This window comes from Herpetosiphon gulosus (assembly GCF_039545135.1).
Taxonomy (GTDB): Bacteria; Chloroflexota; Chloroflexia; order Chloroflexales; family Herpetosiphonaceae; genus Herpetosiphon; species Herpetosiphon gulosus.
The window spans coordinates 375,767-391,979 of record NZ_BAABRU010000001.1 but is presented as its reverse complement, the minus strand read 5'-3'; the positions used below and the strand labels follow the sequence as shown (position 1 = coordinate 391,979).

At 50.1% G+C, this 16,213-nt stretch carries 12 protein-coding genes and 1 riboswitch; of the genes, 3 read left to right on the top strand and 9 right to left on the bottom strand.

Annotation, left to right across the window (positions count from 1 at the left end; all coding sequences use genetic code 11):
• Positions 1 to 374: 374 nt before the first annotated feature.
• Positions 375 to 950, top strand: a complete 576-nt coding sequence (locus tag ABEB26_RS01710) for a hypothetical protein (protein WP_345720209.1) — start codon at positions 375 to 377, stop codon at positions 948 to 950.
• Positions 951 to 1,009: 59 nt separating this feature from the next.
• Here the strand turns inward: ABEB26_RS01710 and ABEB26_RS01705 are convergent, their stop codons facing one another.
• Complete coding sequence (locus ABEB26_RS01705) at positions 1,010 to 2,170, bottom strand: thiamine ABC transporter substrate-binding protein (protein WP_345720208.1); 1,161 nt, start codon at positions 2,168 to 2,170, stop codon at positions 1,010 to 1,012.
• Between the two features lie 59 nt (positions 2,171 to 2,229).
• Positions 2,230 to 2,332, bottom strand: a riboswitch (TPP riboswitch).
• Between the two features lie 284 nt (positions 2,333 to 2,616).
• On the opposite strand from ABEB26_RS01705, the gene ABEB26_RS01700 reads away from it, so the two are divergent.
• Positions 2,617 to 4,383 (top strand): ABC transporter ATP-binding protein, encoded by a 1,767-nt coding sequence (locus ABEB26_RS01700; protein WP_345720207.1) that lies wholly within the window; start codon positions 2,617 to 2,619, stop codon positions 4,381 to 4,383.
• A gap of 71 nt (positions 4,384 to 4,454) precedes the next feature.
• Positions 4,455 to 6,308 (top strand): ABC transporter ATP-binding protein, encoded by a 1,854-nt coding sequence (locus tag ABEB26_RS01695; RefSeq protein ID WP_345720206.1) that lies wholly within the window; start codon positions 4,455 to 4,457, stop codon positions 6,306 to 6,308.
• Between the two features lie 215 nt (positions 6,309 to 6,523).
• On the opposite strand, the gene ABEB26_RS01690 is transcribed toward ABEB26_RS01695, so the two are convergent.
• From ABEB26_RS01690 to ABEB26_RS01655, 8 genes are all read right to left on the bottom strand, one after another.
• A complete protein-coding gene (locus tag ABEB26_RS01690) occupies positions 6,524 to 7,639 on the bottom strand; it encodes a hypothetical protein (RefSeq protein WP_345720205.1) in 1,116 nt (371 codons plus the stop codon).
• Positions 7,640 to 7,927: 288 nt separating this feature from the next.
• Positions 7,928 to 8,686, bottom strand: coding sequence for a segregation and condensation protein A (locus ABEB26_RS01685; protein WP_345720204.1), 759 nt, complete (start codon positions 8,684 to 8,686; stop codon positions 7,928 to 7,930).
• Between the two features lie 205 nt (positions 8,687 to 8,891).
• Positions 8,892 to 10,142, bottom strand: a complete 1,251-nt coding sequence (locus ABEB26_RS01680) for a Glu/Leu/Phe/Val family dehydrogenase (RefSeq protein WP_345720203.1) — start codon at positions 10,140 to 10,142, stop codon at positions 8,892 to 8,894.
• A gap of 39 nt (positions 10,143 to 10,181) precedes the next feature.
• The gene (locus ABEB26_RS01675; RefSeq protein WP_345720202.1) at positions 10,182 to 11,141 is read right to left on the bottom strand and encodes a 2'-5' RNA ligase family protein; all 960 of its coding nucleotides are present in this window, start codon (positions 11,139 to 11,141) and stop codon (positions 10,182 to 10,184) included.
• Between the two features lie 46 nt (positions 11,142 to 11,187).
• Positions 11,188 to 12,936: a peptide ABC transporter substrate-binding protein gene (locus ABEB26_RS01670; protein ID WP_345720201.1), complete on the bottom strand. Its 1,749-nt coding sequence runs from the start codon at positions 12,934 to 12,936 to the stop codon at positions 11,188 to 11,190.
• A 254-nt stretch (positions 12,937 to 13,190) separates the two neighbouring features.
• Positions 13,191 to 14,180, bottom strand: a complete 990-nt coding sequence (locus ABEB26_RS01665; RefSeq protein WP_345720200.1) for an ABC transporter ATP-binding protein — start codon at positions 14,178 to 14,180, stop codon at positions 13,191 to 13,193.
• 12 nt (positions 14,181 to 14,192) lie between these two features.
• Positions 14,193 to 15,167: an ABC transporter ATP-binding protein gene (locus ABEB26_RS01660; RefSeq protein ID WP_345720199.1), complete on the bottom strand. Its 975-nt coding sequence runs from the start codon at positions 15,165 to 15,167 to the stop codon at positions 14,193 to 14,195.
• Positions 15,168 to 15,192: 25 nt separating this feature from the next.
• Positions 15,193 to 16,164, bottom strand: coding sequence for an ABC transporter permease (locus ABEB26_RS01655; protein WP_345720198.1), 972 nt, complete (start codon positions 16,162 to 16,164; stop codon positions 15,193 to 15,195).
• Between the last annotated feature and the right edge of the window lie 49 nt (positions 16,165 to 16,213).

The window sequence follows — 16,213 nt, the reverse complement described above, 5'->3', positions numbered from 1 at the left end:
TCCTTTGACGAACCACAACCGCCCAAGTATAGCTCAGATGGTGAGAATTTGGTTAAACAATTGGTGGTTAACGTTAATCGCTTATTGACATCCTCCTCACCTGATACTCATCTGTTGGCGGCATACTACAGGTGCGTTTCCTCTCAATCCGAAAAGGTCAGCCGTGCTCTTGGGTGGAACGGCACGGCTGGCTTAACGGAACTCATTTTCCTCGCCAAATTGCTGCACCAAGACCAACCAAGCATGATACAATACAGCGCGAGTTGGAAGCCTTAACTCATTGAGTTGGGGATTACTGGCTTGTTTGCGATTGGGAATAACGTGCTATCGGAATGATGTCGATCAATTTAATCTTTGCTATCTGAGGGACGCACATGGCTGATACAAGCGATGAAAAAAAGGCGCGGCTCGATGCGATTCGCGCAGCCAATGCCGCTAAGAAGGCTGCTGGCGAAGAGCCTGCGGCAGCACCTGCACCTGCTGCGCCGGTCGTAGCGGCAACAACCGAGGCTCCAGCCAGCGCTGCGGTTGGCGCTAATATGTCGGATGATAAAAAGGCTCGGTTGGAAGCGATTCGGGCTGCCAAAAAAGCGGCTGCTAGCGATGCACCTGCTGCGCCAGTCGCTGTTGCTGCAACTCCAGCTCCTGCTGCTGCACCTGTGGTTGCCGCCACGCCTGCTGCTGCTCCGGCTGCACCTGCTGCCCCAAAACCAGCTGCTCCCGCCAGCAATGGCAACGATTTGATCACCGCAAATTCGATTATTTCGCTGACTATGCTTGGTCGGCTCAAGCGAATTATTGCGGGGGTTGCCTTCTGTGTGTTGATCGGCTTGGGCTTGGCCACAGTCACAGGCGAATATTTGCTCGGCGGTGGCTTTGGCGCATTAATCGGGGTTGTCGGCGGGTTGATGGTTGGCGATTGGCCAGCAGTCAAAACCACTGGCGACTAAATTTGTTTTAGATCAAAACGACCCCTGCAAGACTTGAAGCTTGCAGGGGTCGTTTATTTTTAGCGCAGGACAGTTTCTTGCCATTCGTTGAGCCAGCGCTCGCGGTTGGCAGCAATCTCGGCTGGCGCAAGCGTCGCCACTTTATCGGGAACTTGGGCATATTGGGTAAATTCAGCCGGAACCTTGGCACTAGGCAGGGCTGGATACACAAACATCTGCCCACCAATATCGCTCTGGAAGGTATCGCTCAGCATATAGTCAATCCAAGCTTTACCCAATTCAGGGTTTTTGGCATCTTTCAGCAACCCAACAAATTCGATTTGTTGGAACGAGCCACCAGGCAACAACAAATTGCCCGTCGGTGCATCGGTCAAAGGCGTTGTCGCAAAGATCACTTCAGCCGCTGGGCTGGTCGCATAACTCACCACTAATGGATATTGACCATCGCTGGCTCCGCTAAAATCGCCATAATAGGCTTCTTCCCAGCCGCTGGCAACTTTGATTTCATTGGCTCGCAGGTCACTCCAGAAGTTGCGCCACGTATAATCGCCGCTCTCGCCAAAGTGAGCAATCGTCGCCAACATAAATGATAAACCAGGTGACGAAGTTGCTGGATTTTCAACCACCAACTTGCCTTTCCACTCTGGCTTGATCAGATCGCGCAAATCGGTTGGCAAACTCAGGCCCGCCTCGGCCAAGGCAGCTTTATCATAATTGATCGTGACATAGCCAACATCAACCGGCGAAACCCGATTTTGGCTATCGAGCTTCAATTCAGCAGGAATTTGCTCGATATTCTTGGCAGCGTAGGCCTCGAAAATATCAGCATCAAGTGCCCGACTCAAAAAGGTATTATCAACCCCATACAACACATCGCCCAAGGGTGCACCTTTAGCCAAAATGCTCTTATTGAGCGCCTCGCCAGCATCGCCCGATTCCAGAATTTGGACAGTTGCGCCGGTCATTTGCTCAAAACCTGAGATAACGTCGCTGCTGATTGCAAAGCTATCGTGCGAAACCACCACCAAGGTTTGACCAGCAAACTGGCCGCTATCAGTCGGCGCTTGGGTTGCTTGGGTTGCCGCAGGCGTAACATCAGCGGCTGCTGTGGTGGCCGGAGTAGGCTGAATCGCGGTTTCAGCGGTTGGTGTAGCCGCCGCACCACAGCCAGCTAAAACCAATGAACCAATTGTTAAAAAACTGAGTAACCAACGTTTCACGAAATAAACTCCTTGAACATTGGCTAGGGGTCAGCATGCAAAAATCCCGCGCACGGCGGGATTAAACCACGCCGCTTTCCTTCGCTCGGACTAACGAGATCAGGTTCAGAGGGTCTTTCGCCGTTGCGAAATCTCAGCCACATGGCTCCCCTAGCGGTTGTTATCTGTAATTGCTCACACAATAGCACAAAAAATTTGAATCAGCAAAAGCTATACTTAACAACAGCAACTTGAACACTCTAGGCAGTAAGTAAGTGGTTCCAGCTAAATCAAGCTTGCTAACCCCCAAAACCCAACAGCTTAATTACCATGTGTTCTTGGGTTTTCACCCACGATCTAACCATTTGGAAAATGATCATGCGACCAAAGACTGATATTGTTATGCACATTTTAGCATATACTATATAGTCTGCTGGTTCGGGATAACCATCAAAAAGGAGGCATGCGTGAAGCATCTAGATCAGTATCGACGACTACTGGCGCACCTACGGCCTTACCCTAGGCAAGTGTTCTATGCCTATGGTTCCACTCTATTGGCGGTCGGCTTGAACATCGCGATTCCGCAATTGCTCAAACAAGCGATTGACGAAGGCATTGCCAGTGGTTCAAGTCGCGCGTTGCTGATTACAGCACTGATCATTTTGGGCGTGGCGGTGGTACGGGTGATTTTTGGCTTTGCTCAACGCTATTATGGCGAATGGCTCAGCTTTCGGGTAGCCTACGATTTACGCAATCGTTTTTACGATGCGATTCAACGGCTGCCATTTTCGTTCCATGATCGTTCACAAACTGGCGACCTGATGAGCCGCGCTACTAGCGATATTACCGAAACTGAGCGCTTTGTCGGGGTTGGTTTGCTGGAACTTAGCTCAACTATGCTCTTGCTTTTCGGCATTATCGTGGCGATGGTCGTTGAAGATTTACGTTTGACTGGCTTGGCGCTCTTGCCCTTGCCCGTGTTGCTCTACGCCACAATTCGTTTTGGCAACACGGTCGAGCCGCTGTTTACCAAAATTCAAGAGCAAATGGGCAAGCTCTCGACCATGATGCAAGAAAGCCTGACGGGCATTCGGGTGGTCAAAGCTTTTGCGCGTGAGCCATATGAACTTGAAAAATTCGATCGTGATAATGGCGAGTGGTATAACCGCCGTTTTGCGGTGATTCGCATTTGGGGCAATAGCTGGCCCTTTTTCAACTTTTTGGTTGCCATCAGCGTGATTATTTTGCTCTGGATTGGAGGCCCGCAGGCGATGAACGGCACAATTACGGTTGGCTCGTTATTCGCCATGATCAGCTATGTGTTGTTGCTCAATAATCCAGTCCAACGCTTGGGCTTTACAGTCAACTTGGCGGCTACAGCGGTAGCTAGCTCGGCCCGCGTATTTGAAATTATCGATACTTTTGATGAATTAGCCGATAAACCTGATGCCCATGCGTTGGAGCATGTCCAGGGCAACGTTAAATTCGAGCATGTTTCGTTTGCCTATCGCGAAGGTGGTCGCCCAACCTTGCACGATATTTCGTTCGAGGCCAAACCTGGCCAAGTTGTGGCCTTGATGGGACCAACTGGCTCGGGCAAAAGCACAATCACCAATCTCATCCCACGCTTTTACGACCCAATCGAAGGGCGGGTGTTGGTCGATGGCCACGATGTGCGCGATTTGGCAATTCAAAGTTTGCGCCAACAAATTGGAATTGTGCTACAAGATTCATTTTTATTTAGTTCAAGCATCGCCGATAACATTCGCTATGGTCGGCCTGAAGCAAGCGATGATGAAGTGATGGCAGCGGCCAAAGCAGCGCGTGCTCACGATTTTATTCTACATTTCAGTGAAGGCTATCAAACCAAAGTTGGTGAGCGTGGAGTCACGCTCTCTGGTGGTCAGCGTCAGCGCATTGCGATTGCCCGCGCCTTGTTGCTCAACCCACGCATTTTGATTTTGGATGACTCGACATCGAGCGTGGACACGGAAACTGAGCACTTAATTCAACAAGCGCTTGAACAACTGATGCAAGGTCGCACAACCTTTGTGATTGCCCAACGCTTGCTGACGCTCAAAAATGCCGACCAAATTCTGGTGCTTGAGGCTGGCAAGGTCGTGCAGCACGGCACGCACACCGAGCTATTGGCCCAGCCAGGGTTGTATCGCACCATCTACGATCTGCAACTCAAAGATCAAGAGGAAAGCCTTGTTGAAGAACAAAGAGCATAGAACATAGAACATCGGACTTTGTTGGTGTTTTTTGACGTTTGACTTCTGCCTTTTGATTTCATGAGGGTGTTATGACAACCAAAGCTTTAGCGCCGTCGCGTAAGCGCGATGATGAGATAGAAAAAAAGGTCGCCGATTTATTGCCCAAGGACGATGAAAATAGCTTGGGCAAAGCCTATGATCCGCGGTTGATGCGGCGACTATTGGCCTTTATCGGGCCATACAAACGCACCATGACCGCCGCAATTGTGCTGATGATTATTGGCACGGTGCTGTCGGTCGTCTCGCCATGGGTAATTGGCCAAGCAATTGACGTGGGTATTAAAGCTCAATCGCTCGATTCGCTCTACACTTGGACGATCATTTTTGCGGTCGTTTCCTTGGGCGAATGGCTCTCCAACCGCTCACGGATTCACTTGCTGGCAGTGGTGGGTACGGGAGTGGTTGCTGATGTGCGTTCGGCACTGTTTCGCCATTTGCAGCGTTTATCGCTCAATTTCTACAATCGCTACAGTGTTGGCCGCTTGATGAGTCGCCTAATCTCCGATGTTGATGTGTTGCAAGATTTTGTTACCTGGTCGATTACTGGGCTAACGCGGGCAACCTTCTCGCTGGTGGGCATTACGATTGCCATGCTCTTGCTGAATTGGAAATTAGCGCTGGTCACCTTTGCTGTGTTGCCAATTATGGTAATTGTAACCAACTACTGGCGGGTGCGCGTGCGCCACGCCTATCGCTCAACTCGCGAACGGATCGCCTTGATCAACGGCTATTTGAACGAATCAATCTCAGGCATTCGGGTAACCAAGAGTTTTGTGCGCGAAGCAGCCAATGGCGAGCACTTCGACGATTTGAATCGCTCATATTTCAACGCTAACACTAGTGCGGCACGGTTGGCGGCAACCTTCTTTCCTGCGGTCGATTTTATGGGATCGTTGGCAACGGCCTTGGTTGTGGGTGTTGGCGGTTGGCTGGTGCTCGGCGATAATCTTACGCCGGGGGTTTTGGTGGCGTTTGTGTTGTATGTTAGCCGTTTCTTCGACCCAATTTTGGAGTTGGCCCAACGTTACAACACCTTTCAATCGACGATGGCCTCATCGGAGCGCATGTTTGCGTTACTCGATACCGAGCCAGATATGCTCGATGCACCAAATGCCAAAGCCCTGCCAGCCGTGCATGGCCATGTGATGTTTGATCATGTGTCGTTTGGCTATGCTGACGGCGAGCCAGTGCTACGCGATGTAACCCTTGAAGCCCAGCCTGGCGAAACGATTGCCTTGGTAGGCGAAACAGGCGCAGGCAAAAGCACGATCATTCGGCTGCTTGGGCGCTTCTTCGATGTCACCGATGGCGCGGTCTTGGTCGATGGTCATGATATTCGCGAGGTAACTCAAGCCAGCTTACGTCAACAATTGGGGATTGTGTTGCAAGATACCTTCCTGTTTGGCGGCAGCATTACCGAAAATATTCGTTATGGTCGTTTGGATGCGAGCGATGATGCTGTGATTGCCGCAGCCAAAGCGGTTGGGGCACACGAATTTATCGAGCGCATGCCCGAAGGTTACGACACTGATGTTGGAGAGAATGGGGTAAATTTGAGTGTTGGCCAGCGCCAAATTCTCTCCTTTGCCCGCGCCTTGCTGGCCGATCCACGCTTGCTGATTTTGGATGAAGCGACCAGCAGCGTTGATACCACGACCGAGCGCCAAATTCAGGCTGCTTTGGATACGCTGATGCGGGGTCGAACCAGCTTTGTAATTGCCCACCGCCTCAGCACAATCACCAATGCCGATAAAATTGTGGTGCTTGATCGTGGCCAAATTAGCGAAATGGGCACGCATGCCGAGTTGCTAGCTCGTCGAGGCCGCTACTACAACCTTTACACCATGCAATGGAGCAAAGGCAACGGCACGATTGGGGAGTAAGAACATAGAACATTGAACATAGAGCATAGGGGCGCTGGGAATTTCGGTTCTCAGCGCCGATTAATTTCCATCCACGAAGAGCACGAAGGGCACGAAGGGCTGAAACCGTGAAGGTTAAGTTCTTAGCCACAGATTGCACATATTTGCTTGATTATTCTGTGATCCTCATACCCTGATCCCATTTTTGACTTCTGACTTTTGCCTTTTGATTTGTTCTAATTGCTAGTTGGGGTAGCCGCAACTGGAGTGATTTTGGCGGGGATCGTAGCGGTTGAGGGTGCAAGCAACGCTTCGGTTAGTGGAAAACCACTGGCGCTCAACCATAACACGAGCCAACCACCACGTTTACCAGTCGCATTCGGGCCACTATAAGTAGTAACTCGTAGTTCATGCTTTTGCTCATTAGGAAGCCAATGTTCGTTTTCAGCATTCAAGGTATAAGGTGGCGTATTGTCAATTCGATAGAGTTCTCCATCAAGCAAAAACTGAACGCTGCCCACTGTTTCAGGACTAGTATTAGCTCGAAGGTTAAAATTATCCACGCCTAATCTACTTAATTCCAAAGATGTTGGCCCATTCATCTGCTCAAAGCCCGCGATCGGCAAGTTAGTGGTAGCATCTAACAAACTGAGCGATAGCACGCCCATACCAGTTTGCAAGGGGGGAATTGCTATTGTTGGCTCGAATGTCTGGGTAGCGGTTAGGGTTATGGGAATTGGCCCACCAGCTGTATCAAGCCATTGGCGGGTTTGAATATTGAAACGAAAGCGGAACCCGCTTTCTGATTGAATATCAACCAGCGGATAATTCACTGCTGTAAGACTTAATTGACTGGTTATTTGGGGGGCAGTGAAGAAGAGCCTATGGTGGGAAAAGAATTCGTTGTTACGGGATACATACAGTTCTATTGATCCAGGTGTATCTGGGTATTGTCTACCTGCCGAGATGTTGATATAGATTAATCCATCCCGTAAGTAAGTTCGCCAACAATTAGCCGTTATAAATGTAGGGTCGCCATCTTCTGATTCGCAATCTTCGCCAGCAATAATGCCTGTGGGTAATACCGAGGTTGGCGGTGCTTCATAAGAGTTGGCTGACCGCGTTGGATTGAGAGTCGGCAGCGTTTGCATTGTTTGGATTATGGCACGATCATTGACTACTTCAGCAGTAATCGAAGCAACAAGGTTTTCCTTGGTAGGCATGAGTTGCTCAAACCCTGAGCTATGCTCAATGGTCGGTGAAATCGATTGAATTCCAGCAGAACCACAACTATTCAACAGGCTCAACAGCAAGCCGCATAGGATTGACTTCCAACACTGGTTGATCATCATCTCTTCCTCAGATACATTATGTTTGCTGTTAACCTAACGTGTGCAACCAACCCCAAGCAATGATAATTGACTGAAAATAGGCTTATAGTCAAGGGGCTAGGTTAATGATCCACGAAGCACACGAAGGTTGATACGGCTCTAGACTCTGGGCTAATGGCTATCGAAGTCCTTGAGCTACCACTTCATGTTCCGATAGCCATTAGCCATTAGACTTAACGCTCTGCGCCTCTGCGTTAAAACTGCCCAGCCAAGGTTTAGTTTATGTTCTATGCTCTATGTTCTATGCGCTTAATGTTCAGTCAGCCTTTCGCCGAAGCGCTCCCCGCGTGAGAGATTGATCAATTCAAACAAATCATCTTGCTCAACAGCAATGATTTCGCGCTTGACCAGCTCTAAAACCGTCCAAAGGGCGACAATCACTTCGCTACGGGTGGTCGCGAGGCTCAGCAAATCGTCGAAGGCCACATAGCGTTGGCGCTGCAAACGTTCGCCAATCAACTCGGCCATTTCGGCAATTGTAATAACTTTAGCTTTGGGGATAGCAATTGGTGGGGTTTCACGCTCGATCAGGCTCAAACGCCGCGATAAGGCATTAACTAAAGCACTTAATGTATGGGCTGCGATTTGGGGTGCTGGTAAATCGGGCTGTGGCGGCAGGGCAATCCGCTCCCACACCCGCAAGCCAGCGCTTTCCCATTCGCGCAACTGAGTTGCAGCTTGTTTAAATTGTTGATATTCGCGCAGGCGTTGGGCCAGTTGCTCAGCCACATCTTCCTCAGGTGGAGCGGGCGGTGGCTCACGACGAGGCAATAATGCCCGCGATTTAATCAACAATAATTGCGCTGCCAAGGCCAGAAAATCGGCTACCGTCAGCGGGTCGGGGTCGGGCATGGCTCGTACATGAGCCAAATATTGATCAGCGACCGCCGCCAACGAAATTGCCGTGATCGCCAATTCCTCACGCTCAATCAAGCGTAATAATAAATCCAAGGGGCCAGCAAATTCGGGCAATTGCAAATTATAAGGGTGATGGGTTGCTAAGGGCATAATTGTAAGGATGAGCGATGAGCGATGAAGGATGAATTCATCACATATCGCTCATTATAGAGAACAGCGAACAACGGGGTCAGGGTTCAGGGGCTAGGATTCAGTCAATCGACATCAGCAGATAACCACCGGTAGCTATGCCAATCTGTGGTCAAAACAAATCTTCAGGGTTCCAAACTGACCCCTGAACCCTAGCCCCCAACAACTACGGATAAATCCCACGCATGGCCATCGCCCGCACAACCCGATCAACTGCTAGCAAATAGGCCGCCGTGCGTAATGGCACAAAGCGTTCTTGGGCGACGGTAAAGACCTCGTTAAAGGCCCGTTCCATAGTCGTGGCTAATTCGCCATGAACTTCGCGTTCAGTCCAGAAAAACTCTTGCAAGCCCTGTACCCATTCGAAGTACGAAACCACAATCCCGCCTGCATTGGCCAAGATATCGGGCACAACCATAATTTGCTTGTTGGCCAGAATCGAATCGCCCGTTGGTGTAATTGGGCCATTGGCTAATTCGACCACAATTTTGGCCTGAATTCGGCCAGCATTAGCCCCGCTAATATCATTTTGGCCTGCTGCGAGCACCAAAATATCGCATGGCAATTCGAGCAATTCGTTATGGCTAATGGGCTTTGTGCCAGCCAAATTCGCTACGCCATCGGTATTAACCCGATGCTCAATCAAAGTATTAACGTCGATACCAGCATCAGTTTCAGCCACAACGCCAGTGTTATCATCGCTGGCGGCAATAACCCGACAGCCCATTTCAGCTAAGAATTGCAAGACCAAACGTCCAGTCGAGCCAGAGCCTTGCATGACCACCCGTGCTCCCGCCAAATCAAGGCCAATTTTGCTGGCTGCTTGGCGCACGGTATAGCACAAACCACGGGCAGTTCCTTGGCCATGGCCTTGCGAACCACCGACCTGAACTGGCTTGCCTGTTGCCACCGATGGCATCGTATAGCCATGATGCATCGAATAGGTATCCATAATCCAAGCCATGGTTTGCTCATTGGTGTTAAGGTCAGGCATGATCACATCGCGTTCAGCGCCAATCAGCGGGGTAATTTCGGTCACATAGCGCCGAATAATCCGCTCGAGTTCGCCGCTGGTCAATTCGCGATGATCACACACGATTGCGCCTTTAGCGCCGCCATACGGAATTTGCACAATCGCACAACTCCAGGTCATCCACATGGCTAAGGCTTGCATTTCATCGAGCGTGGCCGACGATTGTAAACGCAAGCCACCTAGGGCTGGGCCACGCGTAATATTATGATGGACACGATAGCCAGTTAAGGTGCGCACCCGCCCATTATCCAGCTTGACCGGAAAATGCACAATCAACTCACGCCGTGGCTCGCGGAGCATATCGCGAACTTCCGGTTCTAAGGCCAGTAATTCAGCAGCAATATCAAATTGGCGCTGGGCGGTTGCCATTGTGGTTTCAATCATCGTAAAACTCCTCGGCAGTGAGTGTAAAGCAACGCTGCTTTAGGCATAATCGTTAAGTGCATGTATCTTAACACACTCCGCATGGTTCGTGCTAGCGCACAAACGAAAACGCCGTACTTCGTGCCACATCCGGCCAAAACGTTCTTCAAACAATACCAATTCAGCCACATGCCAACGTTGTGGTTGCCATGTTTCAGCAACCCAGGTTTGGGCACTCTCTAAGCTGCTATATTGCAACAATTTGCCAATCGTTAGGGCTGGCCAAGGCTGACGTTGGATTGGGCGTGTTTGCGGCAAGCTCGCTTGAAGTTGTTCAACCAAGCCTTTGCCTTGGCTGGGCAGCAGCACCAAACGATGTTGGTTTGGCGCGATTTGCAAGTGCTCAAGTGTCAGATCAAAGCCCGACCATTGGCTTAGGGTTATTGCCACTTCTCGCTCAAAAGCATCACGATCGTTGGGATGGCTGCTTGGCACAAGCACAATATGCGGCGGCAAGCCATGGCGATAACTCGGATCATAGCGTAGGCGATAGTGATCAAGCATTGCAACCACCTCCGGCGGCGGCACAATTGCCAAACGAATTGGCCGATGCTTACGCTGATAGCGCGTGCGGTATTCAATAAAACGCCGAATTTGCTGGTTCATGGTGCGCAACGAACTTATACCAAAGCGTCCAAGCCAAGCCAAAAATCGATTGGATGAACCTGCCAAACGGTGCAAAAACTGCTTATACGCTACCCGCGTTCGCCGAATCAGCCGATGGCGTGGGCCAATCAAGGCCGAGCCAATCACCAAGAAAATAATCCCTTGAAGAATTGGCAGAATCACACCTAAGATGCCGATAAAAATCAAAAACCAGCCCAATATTGGTCGAACCCGTGGCCAGATACGCAAAAACCACCCCCAGAGAATTTGGCGTTCTTGGGGGCGGTAGCTACACCACACTAGGTTTAACAGCAGAATTCCAAGTAGTAAGCCCATAATGTCAGTTTGATCCACATTGATCGTCAGTAATCATCAGCGCAATTAAGCATAATCTGCACCGCTAGCGTTGCCAAGCACTCAGGTTCCAAGTAATTGGAGCCAATGGCTGCGGTTGCACACCCCGCACGTTCGGCGCAAGCAACACCGTCGTTTGGCGCGTAATCACAGGCAAGACTGGTAATTCGCGGGTGAAAATTTGCTGTTGTTCGCTATAAGCAGCTTTACGCACCGCTGGATCAAGCGAACTGGTGGCGGTACGAATCGCCCGATCAGCGGTATCCATACACCAACCAGTAAAATTGTCGCCGGAGTAGCCATTAATTTGATTAGGAATCGCAGCACAACTCCACAACACCGCGCCATCGGGATCAACGCTGCGCAGCCAGCCAAACAAGGCCAGCTCAAAGCGTCGCCCAAATAATGGCCCTTGTTGGCTATACAAATCAGTAGTCGATAAGGCTTCAACCTTGATATCAATCCCAATTGCCTGCATATCGCTGACAAATTGCTCGCTCAGGCGTTGGCGAATCGGGGTTTGGGCCGAAGTGGTTAATGTCAATTGGAAGGGCGTGCCATCAGGGCGTTCGCGCAAACCATCGCCATTGGTATCAAGATAATTCATTTGATCAAGCAATTGGCGTGAAAGTTCAGGATCAAAGCTATAACTGACCACCGTTGTTGGATCAAAGGCCCATGATTCAGCCGCCAACCAACTATGCAAAACCGCCTTGGGCGTGCCATACAGGGTTGTACTAATCGCCTCACGGTCGAAGCCATGAGCAATCGCTTGGCGCATCCGAATATCTTGCAAAGCTACAACCGCCAAATTCATGTCGATATGTTCCCAAATTGGGTTGGGTGCTTGGAGCAATTGCAAGGTTTTAGATTGCACATCAGTTTTCAGATCAAGCGCTAACTGCTCCAACGAGCCTTCAGTCCAAGCCACATCGACCCGCCCACTCAGCACATCGTCGCGCATCATGGCAATATCAGGGTATAAACGGGCAATAATTGTGCTGGGCAGTTGTTCCGATTGGCCTTCACGTCGCACAAATTCCAACTGCGTGCCTGCCGTCCAAGCCTTGAGCGTATATGCACCATAGCCAACTGGCGACTGGGCTAACCGATCACTAACCTGTTTGGCACTTGGCTGGCCTTCAAACAAATGTGCTGGCAGCGGAGTCCAGACCGTGATCAAATAATTTGGGTCGTCGCGTTCGGGCGGCAAATAAGCGCGGGTCGTATATTGATCAAGCGCCACATAATCGGCGGTTAAGTCGCTTTGAGTTGCCAATTGGGCAGTTGAGGCGCTGCCACGCAACAAATTATAAGCAAAAACTGAATCGGCAGCAGTCAATGGCTGACCATCTTCCCATTGCAGATTTTTATTCCAGCGATAGGTTACGGTCAACTGGCGCACGCTGGTAATGGTTTCAGTTTGCGTGGTGGTAATTACGCCATTCGCATCAAGATTAACCGTGGTTGTAATATATTGCACATCACCATTTTCGAATGATGGCACACGCTCCAAAACGCCAGTTGTGGTATAAGCCTCAGCAACCACAGTCAAAGGCGCAGGGTAAAGCAATTCAATCAATGGGGCTGCGCCACGAAAGGCATAACTGTAGGGATACAGATCAACCGGCTCCTCAGTTAAGCCCAACGTCCAAAGATTGGAAGTGGCAGGGTTGGTAGTTGGCAAGGGAGTTTGCACTTGGACAGTTGGCTGACCAACTGGAGCGCCACCTTCAACACTACAACCAATCAAGCTAAAACAAAGCAACAGCGCAAGGCTAAAACGCAATTTCATGAGCATCAATCCAAGGTCAACCATCGAGCAAGCAATCAACACCTTGCTGATCGTTGACGCTCTAATTTATTCAAACCGCAACGTTCGATCACTTTTAAGCAACAGGCAGTGTAGCGCAGCCCGCCACTTTTGTCGAATATTTGTAGGCCATATTTCAGGGATCACGGGGTTTCTCATCAGATCTTTAGCTAGTTAAACAACGAACCGAGGTAGCAAAGCCGCCTCGGTTCTGGTGTTATTGCCCAACAATGTGCTTAACCTTGAGCAAAGTGACAAGCGACAAAGTGGCCTGGCTCTTTTTCCTCAAAAGCTGGGTCATCGTGTTTACAAATATCTTGGGCCAGCCAGCAGCGTGGGTGGAAGCGGCAGCCACTTGGCGGATTAACTGGGCTGGGCACATCGCCTTCCAAGATAATCCGGTCGCGCTTGATGGTTGGATCGGGCAAGGGAATCGCCGACATCAAAGCTTTGGTATAGGGGTGCATTGGTTTGCGGAAGAGTTGATCGCGGGTTGAAAGCTCGACCATCCGCCCTAAATACATCACACCTACCCGATCGCTGATGTGTTCAACGACGCTCAAGTTGTGGGCAATAAACAAATACGTTAGGCCCAAATCTTTTTGCAAATCGTTCAACAAGTTGAGCACCTGAGCTTGGATCGACACGTCCAACGCTGAAACAGGTTCATCACAAACGATCAATTTAGGCTGCATCACCAAAGCGCGGGCAATCCCGATCCGTTGGCGTTGGCCACCAGAGAACTCGTGGGGGAAGCGGCGCATGTGGCCTGAATTAAGGCCTACGCGCTCCAACACTTGGGCAACTTGGTCAAGCCGCTCTTTGGGCGTACCAATATTATGAATTTTCAACCCTTCGGCAATACTTTGGCCCACTGGAATCCGTGGGTTGAGTGAGGCATAGGGGTCTTGAAACACAATCTGCATATCGCGGCGCAACGTTCGCATGCGGCCAGAGCTTGCTTTGAGCACATCTTGGCCCTCAAACACCACTTCGCCAGCCGAGGGTGGAATCAAGCGCAAGACCGTGCGGCCAGTAGTAGTTTTGCCACAGCCTGATTCGCCGACCAAGCCGAGCGTTTCACCCTTTTTGATGCTGAAACTTACGCCATCGAGCGCCTTAACTTGGGCGACCGTGCGGCGCAACAAACCACCCTTAATTGGAAAATATTTCTTGAGATTACGTACCTCAAGCAAATTCTCACTGGTACTGTTGGAAACAGTCATGTCAAACCTCTTCTAGTACAACCAGCAACGTACCAGTCGATCACCTTCGAGCTTGATCAACGGGGGTTCTTCTTGAGTACATTGATCCATGCGATGGGCACAGCGTGAAGCAAAACGACAACCTGCTGGCGGGTTCAACAAGCTCGGAACTTGACCAGGGATTGTTTCTAATTCATCGCGCACATTGCCCAAAACCGGAGTTGAAGCGATCAAGCCTTGGGTATAGGGGTGTTTAGGTGCTTCAAACAAGGCATGGACAGGCGCATATTCAACCGCCTTACCTGCATACATCACCATCACATTTTCGGCCATTTCGGCCACCACCCCTAAATCGTGGGTAATCAAAATAATTGCAGTATTAACCTTTTCGCGCAACTCGCGCATGAGATCCAAGATTTGGGCTTGAATCGTTACGTCAAGTGCAGTAGTTGGCTCATCGGCAATCAACAATTCGGGGTTACATGCCAAGGCCATGGCGATCATCACCCGTTGGGCCTGACCGCCAGAAATTTCGTGGGGAAACGAACGCATCCGACGCACGGGGTCGGGCAAACCAACTAGAGTAAGTAGCTCAATCGTGCGTTTATTGCCTTCCTCGCCCGAAAGCCCTTGGTGAATTTGCAAGGCCTCGATAATCTGTTCGCCGATCCGGAAAACAGGATTCAGACAGGTCGTTGGCTGTTGGAAAATCATTGAAATCCGATTGCCACGGATTTTGCGCATTTCTTCTTCACTCAGGTCGAGCAAATTCTCGCCATCGAACATGATCTCACCTTCGATGACTTTACCAGTTTTGCCCAACAAACGTAAGATCGACATGGACGTTACGCTTTTGCCACACCCCGATTCCCCGACGATGCCCAAGGTTTCGCCACGACGCACCTGAAAATCGAGGCCATCGACGGCATGGACAGTGCCTTCATCGGTGAAAAAGTAGGTTTTGACACCCTTGAGTTTCAACAAAACATCGGATTGAGCCACAAGCATGCCCCTATCTAGCAAGAATTACAGGTTAGCGTTTGGCGCGTGGGTCAAGAGCGTCGCGCAAGCCATCGCCAATGAAATTGAAGCACAATGAACAAATAAAGATTGCCAGCCCCGGGAAGAAGGCTTGCCACGTATATTTTTCCAAGACGGTTGTATTAACATCTTTGAGCATATTACCCCAAGATGCTGCGGGTAATTGCACCCCGAAGCCCAAGAAGCTTAGGGCAGCTTCGGTGATCATCACACCGCTCAAGGCCAATGATGCATTAACAATGTTGGGGGCTAAGGCATTTGGCACAAGGTGGCGGAACATAATCCGCAAGTTAGAAGCACCTAAAGCACGCGAAGCCGAAACATATTCTTGTTCGCGTAAGCTCAAAATTTGGCCGCGCATCAAGCGTGCGCCGCCAGTCCAACTAAAGAAGACCAGAATCATAATCAACACATTGATTGTGGGCTTCAAAATAGTCGAGATAATTAAGAGAATTGGCAGCAATGGCAAGGTATTGAGGAAGTCTACAAAGCGCATTGCAAAGGCATCGACCACCCCGCCAAAGTAGCCGCTCATCACGCCAACGACAATCCCAATCAATTCGCTGAGGAGGGTTACGGCAACGGCGATATACAGCGAAACCCGCCCAGCATACAGCAAACGGGTCAGCAAATCGCGGCCATTATAATCGGTTCCCAACCAAAAGGTTAGTTGCTCACCTTTTGGAGTGCGAATTTCGCCGCCAATCCCATTATAATAAAGATTCTTCTCAAGATTATAGGCAGTGCCTGGTGGTTGGTTTTTCTTAACAATCGCGCTATCGGTTTCACCGAATGGCATCAAGAAAGGACCAATGATCACTGCTGAAATCATCAAAAATAAAACGACGACACTTCCAACTGCAAAGCGGTGGCGCGTAAAGCGCTTAAGAATCTCAAGCCATGGGCGCTCATATTCTTCTTTTTTTGCCTCGCGAGCCTCGACTTGAGTTGTTGAAACAGCCATGGATTTTCCTTTCACAGTGTTGATAAGACCAATCGCAAACCGTCAGCCG